This is a genomic window from Mucilaginibacter sp. (assembly GCF_025359345.1).
GTDB lineage: Bacteria > Bacteroidota > Bacteroidia > Sphingobacteriales > Sphingobacteriaceae > Mucilaginibacter.
In genome coordinates this window covers 23962-38369 of the sequence record NZ_JANYGQ010000019.1, presented here as the reverse complement: position 1 = coordinate 38369, position 14408 = coordinate 23962, and the positions used below count along the sequence as shown (strand labels likewise).

The following is a 14408-nucleotide window of genomic DNA, read 5'->3' as shown; positions in this document are numbered from 1 at the left end:
CGGTGTCCACCTCTTCCCATTCCGAACAGAGAAGTTAAGCCCGCCAGAGCCGATGGTACTGCAGTAAAATGTGGGAGAGTAGGTCGGTGCCAAATCTTATCAAGACCCTTAGTTCAGTGAACTAGGGGTTTCTTGTTTTATAACCCTTGCCAAACAAAGAAGTTAAGCCCGCCAGAGCCGATGGTACTGTCCGCTAGTCAGCGGATGGGAGAGTAGGTCGGTGCCAAATCTTATCAAGACCCTTAGTTCTATGAACCAGGGGTTTCTTGTTTTATGGCGGTTTGTTGTCAGTGGCGCTGCCGGGTTCCTCAAACCTGGGATCACGCAGAATTTCTGGGGGGGGAGTATTTCTTTTGCGTTAGAATAACATTTTTATGTTGAAGTCACTATCGCGTTATATAGAACCGGTGTGCCAACATTGTTGTCATCTTTCAGCAGCCCGCCAATATAAGTTCCCCGGTGATTAGTAAACTTCCGTTGTTCGGTTATATTTTTGAAGAATATTTGTAGTCGCTTTTTTTCTCCGTCATGATCAACATCAGCTTCCAGAAAAAGGCGTCCATCAAATTGGTTAGCTGTTAAATTCTTAAGATCGCACATGGCATACCAGGTGCCTTGGTTTAGGAACCTGCTCCCGTCCCTTACTTTTATCGTCAATACTATAAATCCAACAATACCCAATGGAATCGAAGCCATAGCGAACCACCCCAATACCCCCATATTATATAATAATCCTCCATAGTCCGCTCCCCCGATTACGCATGGGTTCACACCGCCTTCGTTGAGTGCACATCCGTGATTATCAGCTATAGTAGCGGCCAACACTACAGATAATATTGGGGAAGTGGTAAATAAAATAATAGCAAGGTAGCCGATTGTGGCTATCCATCGCAGCTTTCTTTTGCTTCTTAAATATAAATTAAACACGAATCAGAAATAAAATTGTAATCAATTACTGTTCCCAAACACTCTCGCACGCTCATTAAGCTCATTCACACTTATCGTGCTCCCTCCGCTGCTTATCACAATCCTATACCTAAACGTCACCGATTCCCCCTTTTTCAAACTCAAATTCTTTTCAGATTTCCCATTTGTAAATATCTTTTCACCAAGCGGGTTTGCTGCAAATAAACCATACCCCCTGGCATGCCAAAATGTAGGATAATTCGCGTTTCTAGGGTGATCAATAATAGCTATGCTCACCGAATCGGCGCCCATTTTGCCATAAACTTTGCACCAAACGCCGCGGGTGCTCCAGGCATCGTTGCCGGTTTTACCGGCGCTGGTTAGGTAGTTGCCATTTGCAACGTGGTGGGTGCCGCCTTTTACTGTGGTTACATTGCCTTTATTATCGGTGAATTTCTGATCTTCGGTAGTCGGCATTTGTAATTCGTGTGCCAGGCGTAAACCCAGCATACCGTCTTTTGCGTCATTAAAAACAACATCAACTTTTGCTGTTAATGTCGTAATCCGGTCTATCACTCGTTGGTTTTTATCACCGCTAAACTCAAAATGGGTGGTTTCTTCCAAAAGAACATCCTTTTGCTGATTTGTCCAATTGGCATGATAGGTGAGTTTCCCTTTCTTGCCGCTTGATGTCTCCAATATCTTATCGGTACGTATCCAGCCATACTGGCTTTTTTTATTTGCAGGGATAGCGTACGAGTTATTCCAGAAATCGAGCCCGTTTACATTTTCGAAATTAAACCACAGGCCGATGTGATGGGGGTGGTCGGTTGGCTCGCCTGGGTTGGGTGCAAGCGGAAACCCACGGGTAACAACCGTACCGTTTGATGCTCGGAGCGGAAACAGCACCGGCTTTTCCAAACTGTCTGGATAAAGGAAACTTGTAAAGGGCTTCCCACCAATTGATACGTCGACCCTGTTTTCGGTGACTGACTTTACAACCTTCACCGGCTCATTATTCTGGGCAATGGCTAAACACGGCAGCAAGGCTATCGCGGCAGCAAAACTCAATTGCTTAAAGCTGTTCATCATCAATATTTAAATACTTTGCCATTGGCCATTACTTCCTGTGTTTTTTCATCGAAGGTTGCCTTATAGCCGGTATGTACTGCGGCATTGGTCATGATGTTAGCTATTGAGTGGCTGTATCCCGCTTCAACAGGGGCGTTCGGTTCCTTACGGCTGCGCACGCATTCCATCCAGTTGCGTACATGGTTCGAGGTGAGTATGTCGCCGCCGGTATTGGCCGATGCCACAACTTTTTCGGTATTTGCCAGGCTCAATTCGGGCAATAGGTTGGCCTGCATATTCATGGCTGCTGCCATTTTTTGCGTTAGCCCACCGGCTGGCGAAACGGTATTATTTATCAGGTTCAGCTCGCCGCCATTTGAATAGTAAATTTCGGCAGGGTGCTCATCGCCATTGTGCATGCGTGAACCAAACGTAACCTGGAAACCCGTCGACGGGTCATCCAGCGGGCCGTAATCAAAAGCGGCGGTTATGGTATCCCAGTTACGGCGTCCATCCTTCCACATATAAATACCGCCGTTTGCCACCACGCTGCGCGGATGTTTAAGGCCGGTAAACCAGTGCACCGTATCAATCTGGTGACTCATCCACTGACCGGGCAGGCCTGAAGAATATGGCCAAAACAGGCGATACTCAAGGTAGATGCGCGGGTTGAACGGCTCGTAGGGCCTGTTCATGATAAAGCGTTTCCAGTCAGTATCCTCTTCTTTTATCACGCCCAATAATTCGGGCCGGCGCCACCTGCCGGGCTGGTTAACATTCCAGGTTAGTTCGACCATCGTTATCGGCCCAAATTTACCCGAACGGATGAAATCGTTGGCCGCATGGTAATTTGCCCCGCTGCGCCTTTGTGAACCTATCTGCACAATCTTACCCGACTCCTTCACCGCTTTAAGCGCAGCCCGGTTGTCTTCCATCGTTTCGGCAAACGGCTTTTCAACATAAGCATCGCAACCTGCTTTTACAGCCTCGATGGCATGCCGCGCGTGCTGAAAATCAGCTGTACTGATAAATACAGCATCCACCGTTTTGCTGTCGTACAATTCTTCATTATTGCGGTAGGCCTTTACATCGTTCTGCATTTTCTCTTTCCAGACGGCGGCACCCTCTTCCCGGCGGCGCTTCCATATATCTGAAACGGCCGCTATTTCAAAGTTAAGTTCTTTGTAATGGTTCATAAAGCTAGGCAGATGCGAACTGCGGTGCCTGTCGGAAAAGCCAACAACCCCAACGCGCACCCTGTCATTAGCGCCGATGATGCGTTTATAGCTTTTAGCACTGAAACCAGTTTTAGCGAGCACAATGCCCGCGCCGGCAAGCGTTGCCTGTTTGATGAATTTGCGACGTGATTCTTCCATAGATGTTATTTTATACAGGTAAATTGGCTTTCGTTAATACGAAATTTAATATTTATGAAGTTACACAAAAAGTAATATCAACTCTGTAAGATGTGTATTACATTTGGTAATTAACGACGATTACCTATGAATAACATGCCGCAAAATGATAATATTACTGCCGCCATCGGCAACACGCCGTTGGTTAAGTTGAGAAATATCGTTCCCGAAAATTGCGCAGATATCTATATAAAACTTGAATATTATAACCCCACCGGCTCTTATAAAGACCGGATGGCGTTATCAGTTATAGAAAACGCCGAACGTCGTGGTGACATTAAACCGGGGACAACCATTGTGGAATGCACAGGTGGCAGCACCGGTACTTCACTTGCATTTGTGTGCAGTGTAAAGGGGTATAAATTCCATGTAATTTCATCAGATGCTTTTGCCAAAGAGAAACTGCAAACCATGCGCATTTTTGGCGCCGACCTGGAGATTATGCCCAGCGACGGCGGTAAAGTCACCCCCGACCTCATCCCAAAGATGATAGCCCGCGCAAATGAAATCAGCGCTGCATCGGGCGGTTACCTGACCGACCAGTTTAATAACCCCGACGTGCTTGACGGCTACAACAAAATGGCAGAAGAAATACTGGACAAACTGGATGCGCCGGTAGACGTTTTCTGCGGAGCGGCCGGCAGCGCAGGTATGGCAATGGGTGTTTCCAAAGTATTAAAAAAAGCAAACCCAGCTACCAAAGTGGTAATTCTGGAGCCGGCATCTGCGCCGTTGATATCAAAAGGGATAAAAGGCAGCCACAAAATCGACGGCATTGGTGTCGGTTTTGTGCCGCCGTTTCTCGACAAAAAACTTTACGATGAAGTAAGAGTCATTGACGAAGCCGATGCCCGCAGCATGGCAAAATTACTTGCCGCTAAAGAAGGCATATTTGCCGGTACCTCAACGGGTATGAATGTAATAGCCGCTCTTCAAATTGCCAAAGAACTGGGTCCCGGCCATGTAGTGGTAACCGTGGCTGTTGATTCGGGAATGAAATATTTGAGCAGCGGCCTGTTTGATTAAGCCTACTTTTCGCGCAGGTATTTTTCGATAATCACCCTGTCAATATTGGTACCTTCTACCTTTTCGACACCTTTTTGAATCAATGTATCGCCGCTGAAAGTAACTGTAAAGGTGAATGGTTTGCCTTCCCAGGCTTTGTCTTTGTAGTAATCAAGGTGCTCGGTGTACTGGTCGCCTTTTAAGATGTAAGCGCCGCCGCCCGCGTCAAATTTGTTTGACGAATCCTTGGCGGTGTTCATGGTGTGGTTTAAAAATGCAAAGTGCGTATCGTTAATAATTTTTATCATCTGCTGGTCTTTCGGGTAGCTGGTTTGCTCGGTTTTGCCTTTACTGATAGTTGCGCCGGATACCAGGCGCCAGGTGCCAATGATAGGGTTAGCGGCGTCCTTCTTTTCTACAGGAGCATTGCAGGCTATTAAAAAAATAATAACTGAAAATGCTATTAAAGCTGCAGGTTTAAATTTCATGATGATGGGTTGGTTTATTTGCTAAAAATATAAATTAAAACGGAAAGTTGTATGTGGTGCTAAAAGGTTCACTGGAATAATAGCACGCTTGTTTTTTTCATGGTTTTCATTGGATACACAGCTGGGTGAAATTTAAGTTCGGCGCCAAACAACCCGGTTGATTTGCTGATCGTATGATAATATAAAGTCCTGCTTGACTTTTAAGCAACCAGCCCTTACATTTGCAGCGGCATGTTAAAACGGATAACAGCATACTTTCTTATTGTTTCACTCATGGCGGTGCACTTCTCGCGGTTCTTCATCTTCGCGGGCTTTGAGCTGAACAAAAAATACATTGCCACCACCCTTTGCGAAAACCGCGATAAACCATGGCTGCATTGTAACGGTAAGTGTTATTTCGTAAAAAAGATAAAACAAGCCCAGGAAAATGAGCGGAAAGAAGCTGCAAGAGACAACTTCAGCCGCCTGGAGATTTCCTTCTTCCAGGAACCTTTTAAACTGGCTTTAATTGAGCCGGTCGCTTTGAAGGATAATAAATCTATATTCCCCAGTTATTCGTACCAATATACCAACCACTATATTGACGCGATTTTTCGTCCGCCAAAATCAATCGCATAACCCTTTTTTTTGTCAATAATCTCACCTTTTGCCGCGAGGTATTGTCGTCTTACATTTAATTATTGTCGCACTTTTCTGTTGATTTTATAAATCGACAGATTAGCGCATTTAACTAAAACTAATCCCGGCAGATTAATAACTGCCGGCAAATGCCTTTGGCATTGTAATATTCTATCTGCATGAATTTTCTTCAACTAAAGAAATTGACTTTACTGCTGCTTACAATTTGCGCTGCACAAACAGCAATTGCACAGCATATATTTAAAGGGAAGGTGGTCGACAGCGCCACCAACCAACCTATCGAAAACGCGTCTGTTTACGCAAACGGCAATTCTTGTATAACTTCAAAATCAGGCAATTTTCAAATGATGATGCCAGGCGACAGTTGCACTATGATGGTGCATTGCCTGGGCTACCAGAAAAAAGCTGTGAAACTTACAAAACCAAGAGAACGGGTAGTTATAGCCCTAGGTGCCGGAAGCATCAGCCTCGATGAAGTTAAAGTATCACCACACTTAAGCGCAAATTCATTTTATACCCTCAGCGCGCTCGACCTCAGGCTGCGCCCGGTTAATTCTTCGCAGGATTTGATGCGCCTGGTGCCTGGCTTGTTTATTGCCCAACATATGGGTGGCGGCAAGGCCGAGCAGATTTTTGTACGCGGTTTCGACGCCGACCACGGCACCGATTTAAATGTTTCGGTCGATGGCATGCCGGTGAATATGGTATCGCACATACACGGGCAAGGCTATGCCGATTTGCATTTTTTGATCCCCGAAACAGTATCAACCTATGATTTTGGTAAAGGGCCCTACTATACCGACAAAGGTGACTTTGCCACCGCGGGGTATTTAAATTATACTACTAAAGATGCACTGGATAAAAGTTTGATAAGTCTTGAAGGCGGACGCTTCAATACCTTCAGGGCCGCTGGGGTTATCGACTTGCTGAGCAGTAAAGCCAAGCAAAATGGTGAAAATGCTTACATAGCCGGCGAGTATAATTATACCAACGGGCCGTTTGCGCTGGCCGAACATTACAAACGCTTTAACCTGTTTGGCAAGTACACCAAACAGCTTGGGCAGAACAACAAGCTATCCATAAGTGCGTCAACCTTCAGCACCAGTTGGATACCATCGGGCGAGATACCTGAACGTGCAGTAGTTGCCGGCACAACAGCCATTGATGATAATGGCAATGCTATTAAACTACCAATAGCCGCCAATCCCATTAACAGGTTTGGTACTATTGACAGTGCGCAGAGCGGTAAAAGTACACGGACCAACGCCTTAGTGAAGCTATCGTCGGATCTGAAGAACAACTGGTCGCTGGAGGACCAATTGTACTATACCCATTATACCTTCCAACTGCACGTTAATACCACTTTTTTTGCTGATGATAATGACAACGGCGATTTAAAATACCAGAACGAAACCAGGGATATGTATGGCTATAATGGCAGGCTTAGTAAACGCAGTTACTTAGGCAATGCCACGCTTACGTCAACCCTTGGTATTGGCGAAAGACAGGATAGAATATACGGCCCGGTTTATAATAGCATAACCCACAGTGGCGGATTTTTAGAAAGTATAAGTGCCGGCGATGTTAAAGAAAATAACGCCAATGCTTACCTGGACGAAACTTTGGAAACCGGTAAATGGCTGATCAATGCCGGTGCACGGATTGATTACCTGCACTTTAATTTTCATGATACCAGCCAGAATAAGGCGATCATCAGCCCAAAGTTTAACATACAATATACAGCTAGTGAACAAATTCAGTTTTACCTGAAAGCGGGCAAGGGTTTTCACTCCAACGATGCACGGGCGGTAATCGGCAATAATGGCCTGCAAACTTTACCAGCTGCTTACGGCGCCGATCTTGGCCTGAACTGGAAGCCCATTCCCCGTTTGTATTTAAACGCTGCTGTTTGGTATTTATACCTGCAACAGGAATTTGTGTACACCGACGATGGTACAATTGAACCTGGCGGCAAAACCCGCCGCGAAGGCATTGATTTTTCAGCGCGTTACCAGCTGGCCAAGTGGCTGTTTGCAGACTTGAACGTAAATCTTGCCAAACCACGCCTGGTGGGCGAAGCCAATGGCAAAAACTACTTGCCCCTTGCCCCAACGTTTACCAGTACCGGTGGCTTGGATTTCAAGTTTAACAACGGTATTAATGGCGGCATTAGTTACCGTTACATGCACAAACGCCCCGGAAACGAAAGCTATACGCTAACAGCCGATGGATACAACGTCACCGATTTGAAAGTAAATTATACCCGGCCAAAGTACGAAGTCGGCCTGTCGGTCGAAAACCTTTTCAATACCAAATGGAACGAGTTTGAAGCTGAAGAAGTGACCCAATTACGAAACGAAACTGCGCCAGTAGATCAAATGAGCTTTACACCCGGGACACCGTTTTTTGCAAAATTGAGAGTTGCGTTTTTCTTTTAAAATGAGCTTTAATCTCTGTGTTTCTTTGTGTTTTTTCTGTGCACTTTGTGGTTAAATTCAACAACGGGGTTCGCTGAGAAGGCGCGGAGACCACGAGAAAAGATTTTTCGTGAATTACTAAAACACAAAACAATGAAGAAACTATTAACAATACTTGCTTTCGTGGCACTGATATTTACTGTAACGGCCTGTCAAAATAACAACCGTGCTGCTGCCGGCAGCAACCAGCACACTAAGAAAGAAGCCAAATATTACTGCACCATGCACCCTTCAATAATATCCGACAAACCGGGAACCTGTCCTAAATGTGGGATGAAGCTTGTTGAGCGGGATAGTGTCAACAAAAAATAAATGGTAGTTTACTTGTGGTAATGTGTGGTCGTTTTGGTGTTTACCAAATCGTCAACCACCAGTAGTTTTCCGCTGTAGGTTTCATTGGCTGCTGTCACTTTGCCTTCCAGCATACTCTGGCCCATGCAGGCAGGGTTATTGCCATGACCAAGCGGCCATTTGCCCTGTGTATCGGTGACAGAAATGCCGGCTTCGGCCGCCATTTCCAGCCCGAAATCGGTGCAGTTGCTATGGCTGAGCTGGTATTTTTTATGGTCGTATTTTTTTACGATGGCCAGCATGCGGTTAAAGCGCCTTTTTGAAATAAAAGTGCCTGATATTTCGTCCCAGCTGTGCAACCTATCATCCTTAAAAGTAGATGGCGAGGAAGGAAACAGCGGTGTTGCTGCCAGCGGGAAATTCTTTTTCGGATAAAAACCAAATGAGCGGCTAACTATGGTGCTATCGGTATTGTATTTTATAAGCGTAATAAAAGTGTGCCCCACATTATTTAACACATAAACCCTGCGTTTACCCGATACTGGCTGCCGCACATGGATTAACAATGCATAGGCGGCAGCTTTTTTACCATCCTCAAACGGATTGATAATATCACTGGCTTCAATAGGTGTAGATTTAATTTCAGCATCGCCGTTATAGGATGTGCTGTCCTTGGTGATCAAGCTGATGTCGGTAGCATGGACATTCATTATCCCGGTGGCAACGCTGTCTTCAACCGCCGACGAATCTCTTTGGCGGCTAAAATTAACAGCCATTAATTGCTTACTGTCAACCGATGCAGTTACCAGCGGTCTGTATTTTACGGTATCTATATTGTTTTCAATAGTGAGTGTTTTAAAATAAAACTTCATGGCCAGCGAGTAAAGGCGAAGTTTGGTAAACGCTATGGCAAGCCTGTAGTAAAATTTCTGGCCGTGTTTTTTTGCTTTAAATACAGTGACGCCCTGTTCTTCTTTTAGCAGCCTGGTTAGGTACTGCCGCTCGGTGACCGGGTCGTCGAGCTTTGCATGCAGCAACTCAATTCGTAAACTGTCTTTTATCCTGTCTGATACGGAATCGCTAAACCTGTTTTGGTGAATAACTGGCTGGGGTACAATGGGGGTGGTGCCTTGCGAATAGCTAGTGTTAAAAAGTAATAAGAATAGGGGCGTAAGTAACCAGTAACGTTTGCGGTTAAAGAGTTGGTTAGAAAACATCAGTTCGTTAAAACTGCTAATAAAATTGTGCATCAGGACAAATAAAAATAAAAAACGCTGAACAGGTGCAAGTTAGTACAAAATACTGGGTAATTTAACATTTGCTTAACACTTCCGGCGTTATCTTGTTTTGGCTGCCGGGTAATAAATATGCCAAATATTGCCTGTTCACAAAAGCTTAAACTTGTGGCTAAACAATATCACGGGCAATTATATAAGGTGAATTTCAGCCAATGGCAAACTTAATTCTCCGAAACCGCGGTATCAATTAATTTAGTGTCATTTCGACAATACTTGCCAATTGCGCAGTAAAGTAATCTTAATGTTAAATAAATAACAAAAAATAACTAATTAAATTAAACACTTTGCAACTGTAGTTTAAACATGTATATTTGCACTATCAAATGTAAATAGCTGGTCGGCAGCAACGGGTACGTTTCCGTAAAGATGGTTCGAGTCCATGTTTGCAGCTCTTCTCATAATTTAGGTTTATAATTGGTTTAGAACGCGCTCCTGCCCATCAGGAGCGCTTCTTGTTTTAAACGAGTTTTTTAAGGCTTCCAGGTATTATTGCTTTTATCCGTATCGGCGTCCAGCCCTGTGCCTAAAACTATTTCGTTCACTTGTTTTTTAGCCACAAAATTCAACGATATGACTTTTAACCCGGTTGCCCAGCAAGATATATTCCTATTTATTAATTCTTTACTCCCGTCTGTATAAGTTACCGCGAGATGGACTGGAACAGCCTCTGTTCCCAAATTTTGAACTTGTATTTTATAGTTTTTCCCTGTGTGAGAAACCGCGCCGATAGCAAGATCAGGGATGCCTTTATTAAAAAACCAGTTATTCCAAAACCAGTTGAGGTTAACGCCCGACGCACTATTCATGCAATAGAAAAAGTCGTAAGGGGTGGGATGTTTGCCCTGCCACGTATGGATATATTGCTGCAATGCTTTTAAAAATAGCGGGTCGCCCAGCATTTCTTTGACGTACAAGTAGCCCAATGCCGGTTTCAGGTCTTTATTGGAAAATCTTGCTTTGCCATATAGCTGTGGCGTAAGTGTCATGATCGGCACATCCTGTTCGGTGCCGGCGCTTTTGTTTACGTCGCTAATATCATAATCAATCGGTGCATCCGGGTCGACCAAAGGGTGCAACAGGAACTCGGAAAGCGTTGCCCAGCCTTCATCCATAAATGCATGTTTTGTTTCGTTGGTGCCGACAAGAAACGGAAAGATGGTATGGAAAACTTCATGCGTTGTCAGTTCAACTGTTTCTTCGCGGGTTTTAAAAGGCAGGTCATTTACCATCATGGGGTATTCCATAGCATCCAGTCCGTCAAATATGGTTTCATGCGGATAGGGGAAGGGCAGGTGGGGGAAATCATAGCTAATCGCTTTAACAGTGTTTCGCGCATAATTAATAACCGGCAGATACGCATCATGCATCGGGTTAAACACCGCATCTACCCGCGTCCGCCTCCCGGTTTGTGGATCAACTACAAGGCTCAATGCTTTCCATACATAGTGGTTGCTGATAGCAAATGCAAAATCAGTAACATTTTCGGCCCGGAATTTCCAGGTGTTTGATTTTTTATTGACTGTGATATTACCTGCCTTCAAATCTTCCGTTGTAATTACATCGGTAACAACATCGGTTTCACCAGCTTCACGAATTTTCTTTGCAAAAGCAGGATTATAAACTTCATCCGTATTAATTAAATCGCCGGTAGCCCAGGCCTGGTAATCTCCCGGCAGGGTTATTTCCGTTTCAAACCGGCCATAATCGTTGTAAAACTCGTCATGCCCAGTGTAAGGATACTCGTTCCAGCCATCAATATCATCATACACCGCAATTCTCGGAAAAAAGTAAGCGATAAAAAATGCCCCTGTATCTACTTGCCCGGTCCGTATAAATGAGCCCTTATTTAACTGGTAATCATAATCAACAACAACCCGTATTTTCTGACCGGGTAACACCGATACTTTACGTGCCGTTAAGTTCGTCCCCCTGGTAACCAGGTTTGTGTTATCCCATACTTTATTGTCTATTGATAATTTGCTGATATGCACCCCATCGCCAAGGTCATCAGGTGCAACCTGCATTGTCCGCATAGCTTCCTTTTGATAGAGGTTAGGGAATAGCTTGAATAAAAGGTGGTTTAAAGTATCGGGGCTATTGTTTGTGTAAGCTATGTTTACTGTACCCTTCAATTCCCTTGTGATGGGGTCAAACGCGACTTTAATAGTGTAATCTGCGGTGTTTTGCCAGTAATTTTTACCCGGTGCGCCGTTTTTATCCCTGGTGCCTTTTTTGTACGAGCGCTGCATTTCGGGTGATATAGGAAGTGTGGATTGTGCCAAACTGATTTGAACTGAAATGAGCAGTAACGGGACTAATAATAGCTTAGGGAATAATGTCATCTGTGAATTTTTTATGGCGATATTTATATTCAGCGGCAAAATAATTGTGAGATATAACGGATAACCAGGGCGAATGATATGGTGCAAAGATTATATTTTTACCTTAATAAATTCGGCTCAAGAACTAATCTCTAAACTCTTATCTCAAATCACTAAAAAAAACTTACATTTCCTGTAACCATTTTATTTCCCCGGAGTATTTAACCATAATAACACTAACAAAGACACTGATTGAACTCGTTGGCCGACAATACAATCATGCTGAAGGTGAAAGCCGGAGACCTGGATAAAATGGGATTGCTGTTTGAGCGGTACCATCGGGCCCTGTATGGCTTTCTTTTTCACATGACGTATCAACGCGAAACCAGTGAGGATTTGGTGCAGCAGGTGTTTTATAAAATGCTGAAGTACCGGGAAACTTTTACAGCAACGGGCGAATTTGTGCACTGGATGTATTCCATCGCCCGCAATACGCTGAAAGACCAGGGCAAAAGTTTAAAGCAGCGGGTGAAGCATGAAAATACGGACGACCACGCGGAACGGTTATCCGGCGGCTTAACACCCGAGGAGCAGCTTGAAAAAAAGCAGGCTAAGCTTGGGCTTTACAAGGCAATGGAAAAGCTGAGCGACAGCCACCGCGAGGTGCTAACGCTAAGCAAGTTCCAGGAACTGAAATACCAGGAAATTGCGCAGATACTGGATATTTCAGAAATAGCTGTAAAAACCCGGGCGCACCGGGCCTTGCAGGAGTTGAAAAATATTTATGAAAAAACAGAACGCTAAAACAGGAAAACGATGAAATGTGAGCAATATGAAGGGCTGTTTGCCGGCTGGATAAATAACGAACTAAAACCGGCCGAACGCGAAACGCTGGAGCAACACCTTAACGGCTGTGCCGCCTGCCGCGAAGAACTGGCCAGCATGCAACAGCTATGGGCCATGATGGATGAAGTTGAAGTACCCGAACCATCGCCCAGTTTGCAAACGGATTTCAGGGCGATGCTGAATGACTTTAAAGCAACCGAAGCAAACAAAAAGGGCTCATCAGCAGGTATCAGACAACAGCTTGGCTGGCTGTTACAATGGCGGCAAAAATGGCCGTTGGCTTATACCTTTGCCATAATTTTAGTAAGTTTTGGCTGCGGGTACCTGTTTTTTAACCTAAAAGGCGGCAGTAAGCAGGATAAGCAAATGGCTGACTTGACCACCCAGGTGCATGAGTTGAAGCAAACCATGGCGCTGGCATTGCTTGAAAACCCTTCGGCATCCGAGCGTATTCGGGGGGTAAGCTATACCACCGAAATTAAGCATGCGGATAAAGAAGTGATAGACGCTCTGCTGGCAACCCTGAATAACGACCCTAACGTGAATGTGCGCTTAAGCACGTTGGATGCATTGACACATCTTGCCGGTCATCCGGAAGTGCGACTTGGCCTGGTGCAGTCCATCACGACGCAGGATTCGCCGCTGATGCAGTCGGCAATTGCAGATGTGATGCTGAAATTACAGGAAAAGAGTTCGGTGAAGTCATTCAAGGAACTATTAAAACAAAAAGACCTCGACCATGGTGTGAGGGATAAAATAAAAGAAACTATTACTCAACTCATTTAAACAAACCATTTTATGAAAAAAATATTGATCCCTGTTTTGGCAGGAGTTGGGCTTTGCCTTGCCCAGTTGGCAGCCCAGGCACAATCATACAAAACCCACATCAGCAAGCAGTTTACGTTCACCAAAGGCAAAGTTTCTATCTGCAACCTGGATGGCTCGGTAAAAGTTGAAGGCTATGCGGGAGATAAAGTGCTGATAGAAATTGACGAAACCGTAACCGGCGATGATAACGCCGCGGTTGAAAACGGCAAAAAAGAAATTAAGCTTGGTTTTGACCAGGGGCCCGACAGCCTGATAGCTTACACGGCTTTTCCGTATGATACCCGCCCCCGCCGCTGGCAGCGCAATAATTACAGCTACCGGGTCGACTACAATGTAAAGCTGGTATACACCGTAAAAGTGCCCAACAATGTTGATCTGTATGTATCAACTGTTAACGATGGGGACATTTCAGTGAAAAACGTTTATGGCACACTAAGCATCAACAATGTAAACGGCGGTATTGACATTGCGAACGCAAAAGGCACTACTAAAGCCCACACAGTTAACGGGCCGGTAACGGTTACCTATTTGAGCAACCCACCCGATGCGTCGTCATATTACTCGGTAAACGGGGAATTAAATGTTACCTACCCGCGCACGCTTTCTGCAGATGTGGAGTTTAAAAGCATGAACGGTGAGTTTTTTACCGACTTTCCGGATACGCAAATATTACCGTCACGGGTAACTAAAACAGAAGCGCACGGTAAAAGCGGTACCACGTATAAATTAAGCAAAGCATCTGACGTGCGCTTTGGCGCCGGTGGCAAAACATTAAAATTCGAAACATTAAACGGAAATATTTATATTAAGGAACAAAAATAAA

The 14408-nt window shown here is 44.7% G+C and carries 13 protein-coding genes and 1 rRNA gene; 8 read left to right on the top strand and 6 right to left on the bottom strand.

Annotated features, from left to right (window positions below; all coding sequences use genetic code 11):
* Positions 1 to 95, top strand: a 5S ribosomal RNA gene (gene rrf, locus Q0R52_RS11540); the annotation flags it as partial.
* A 277-nt stretch (positions 96 to 372) separates the two neighbouring features.
* On the opposite strand, the gene Q0R52_RS11535 is transcribed toward rrf, so the two are convergent.
* Genes Q0R52_RS11535 through Q0R52_RS11525 form a run of 3 tightly spaced genes read right to left on the bottom strand, consistent with a single transcriptional unit; the run spans position 373 to position 3353 of the window.
* On the bottom strand, positions 373 to 927 hold the full coding sequence (locus Q0R52_RS11535) for a hypothetical protein (protein WP_295794813.1): 555 nt from the start codon (positions 925 to 927) through the stop codon (positions 373 to 375).
* 21 nt (positions 928 to 948) lie between these two features.
* Positions 949 to 1998 carry a PmoA family protein gene (locus Q0R52_RS11530; protein WP_295794812.1) on the bottom strand — a complete coding sequence of 350 codons (1050 nt, stop codon included), beginning with the start codon at positions 1996 to 1998 and terminating at the stop codon, positions 949 to 951.
* Positions 1998 to 3353: a Gfo/Idh/MocA family oxidoreductase gene (locus Q0R52_RS11525; RefSeq protein WP_295794811.1), complete on the bottom strand. Its 1356-nt coding sequence runs from the start codon at positions 3351 to 3353 to the stop codon at positions 1998 to 2000. Before Q0R52_RS11525 ends, Q0R52_RS11530 begins: the two co-directional genes overlap by 1 nt.
* A gap of 126 nt (positions 3354 to 3479) precedes the next feature.
* Here Q0R52_RS11525 and Q0R52_RS11520 point away from each other — a divergent pair, with 126 nt between their 5' ends.
* Complete coding sequence (locus Q0R52_RS11520) at positions 3480 to 4418, top strand: cysteine synthase family protein (protein ID WP_295794810.1); 939 nt, start codon at positions 3480 to 3482, stop codon at positions 4416 to 4418.
* Between the two features lie 2 nt (positions 4419 to 4420).
* Here the strand turns inward: Q0R52_RS11520 and Q0R52_RS11515 are convergent, their stop codons facing one another.
* Positions 4421 to 4885, bottom strand: coding sequence for a hypothetical protein (locus Q0R52_RS11515; RefSeq protein WP_295794809.1), 465 nt, complete (start codon positions 4883 to 4885; stop codon positions 4421 to 4423).
* A gap of 231 nt (positions 4886 to 5116) precedes the next feature.
* On the opposite strand from Q0R52_RS11515, the gene Q0R52_RS11510 reads away from it, so the two are divergent.
* From Q0R52_RS11510 to Q0R52_RS11500, 3 genes are all read left to right on the top strand, one after another.
* A complete protein-coding gene (locus Q0R52_RS11510; protein ID WP_295794808.1) occupies positions 5117 to 5503 on the top strand; it encodes a hypothetical protein in 387 nt (128 codons plus the stop codon).
* 179 nt (positions 5504 to 5682) lie between these two features.
* The gene (locus tag Q0R52_RS11505; RefSeq protein WP_295794806.1) at positions 5683 to 7962 is read left to right on the top strand and encodes a TonB-dependent receptor; all 2280 of its coding nucleotides are present in this window, start codon (positions 5683 to 5685) and stop codon (positions 7960 to 7962) included.
* A 132-nt stretch (positions 7963 to 8094) separates the two neighbouring features.
* Positions 8095 to 8313 (top strand): heavy metal-binding domain-containing protein, encoded by a 219-nt coding sequence (locus tag Q0R52_RS11500; protein WP_295794805.1) that lies wholly within the window; start codon positions 8095 to 8097, stop codon positions 8311 to 8313.
* 8 nt (positions 8314 to 8321) lie between these two features.
* On the opposite strand, the gene Q0R52_RS11495 is transcribed toward Q0R52_RS11500, so the two are convergent.
* Both Q0R52_RS11495 and Q0R52_RS11490 read right to left on the bottom strand, forming a co-directional pair.
* Positions 8322 to 9542 carry a hypothetical protein gene (locus tag Q0R52_RS11495; protein WP_295794804.1) on the bottom strand — a complete coding sequence of 407 codons (1221 nt, stop codon included), beginning with the start codon at positions 9540 to 9542 and terminating at the stop codon, positions 8322 to 8324.
* Positions 9543 to 10060: 518 nt separating this feature from the next.
* Positions 10061 to 11932, bottom strand: coding sequence for a M1 family metallopeptidase (locus Q0R52_RS11490; protein ID WP_295794803.1), 1872 nt, complete (start codon positions 11930 to 11932; stop codon positions 10061 to 10063).
* Positions 11933 to 12190: 258 nt separating this feature from the next.
* Here Q0R52_RS11490 and Q0R52_RS11485 point away from each other — a divergent pair, with 258 nt between their 5' ends.
* The 3 genes from Q0R52_RS11485 to Q0R52_RS11475 are packed head-to-tail and all read left to right on the top strand — an operon-like array spanning position 12191 to position 14407.
* Complete coding sequence (locus Q0R52_RS11485) at positions 12191 to 12715, top strand: RNA polymerase sigma factor (RefSeq protein WP_295794802.1); 525 nt, start codon at positions 12191 to 12193, stop codon at positions 12713 to 12715.
* 12 nt (positions 12716 to 12727) lie between these two features.
* Positions 12728 to 13543: a zf-HC2 domain-containing protein gene (locus Q0R52_RS11480; protein WP_295794801.1), complete on the top strand. Its 816-nt coding sequence runs from the start codon at positions 12728 to 12730 to the stop codon at positions 13541 to 13543.
* 12 nt (positions 13544 to 13555) lie between these two features.
* A complete protein-coding gene (locus Q0R52_RS11475; RefSeq protein WP_295794800.1) occupies positions 13556 to 14407 on the top strand; it encodes a DUF4097 family beta strand repeat-containing protein in 852 nt (283 codons plus the stop codon).
* Position 14408: the final 1 nt, after the last annotated feature.

Coding starts and splice junctions, on each gene's coding strand:
- Q0R52_RS11520 (WP_295794810.1), top strand. CDS start 3,480: ATGAATAACATGCCGCAAAATGATAATATTACTGCCGCCATCGGCAAC.
- Q0R52_RS11475 (WP_295794800.1), top strand. CDS start 13,556: ATGAAAAAAATATTGATCCCTGTTTTGGCAGGAGTTGGGCTTTGCCTT.
- Q0R52_RS11490 (WP_295794803.1), bottom strand. CDS start 11,932: ATGACATTATTCCCTAAGCTATTATTAGTCCCGTTACTGCTCATTTCA.
- Q0R52_RS11525 (WP_295794811.1), bottom strand. CDS start 3,353: ATGGAAGAATCACGTCGCAAATTCATCAAACAGGCAACGCTTGCCGGC.
- Q0R52_RS11530 (WP_295794812.1), bottom strand. CDS start 1,998: ATGATGAACAGCTTTAAGCAATTGAGTTTTGCTGCCGCGATAGCCTTG.
- Q0R52_RS11480 (WP_295794801.1), top strand. CDS start 12,728: ATGAAATGTGAGCAATATGAAGGGCTGTTTGCCGGCTGGATAAATAAC.
- Q0R52_RS11515 (WP_295794809.1), bottom strand. CDS start 4,885: ATGAAATTTAAACCTGCAGCTTTAATAGCATTTTCAGTTATTATTTTT.
- Q0R52_RS11510 (WP_295794808.1), top strand. CDS start 5,117: ATGTTAAAACGGATAACAGCATACTTTCTTATTGTTTCACTCATGGCG.
- Q0R52_RS11500 (WP_295794805.1), top strand. CDS start 8,095: ATGAAGAAACTATTAACAATACTTGCTTTCGTGGCACTGATATTTACT.
- Q0R52_RS11505 (WP_295794806.1), top strand. CDS start 5,683: ATGAATTTTCTTCAACTAAAGAAATTGACTTTACTGCTGCTTACAATT.
- Q0R52_RS11495 (WP_295794804.1), bottom strand. CDS start 9,542: ATGCACAATTTTATTAGCAGTTTTAACGAACTGATGTTTTCTAACCAA.
- Q0R52_RS11485 (WP_295794802.1), top strand. CDS start 12,191: ATGCTGAAGGTGAAAGCCGGAGACCTGGATAAAATGGGATTGCTGTTT.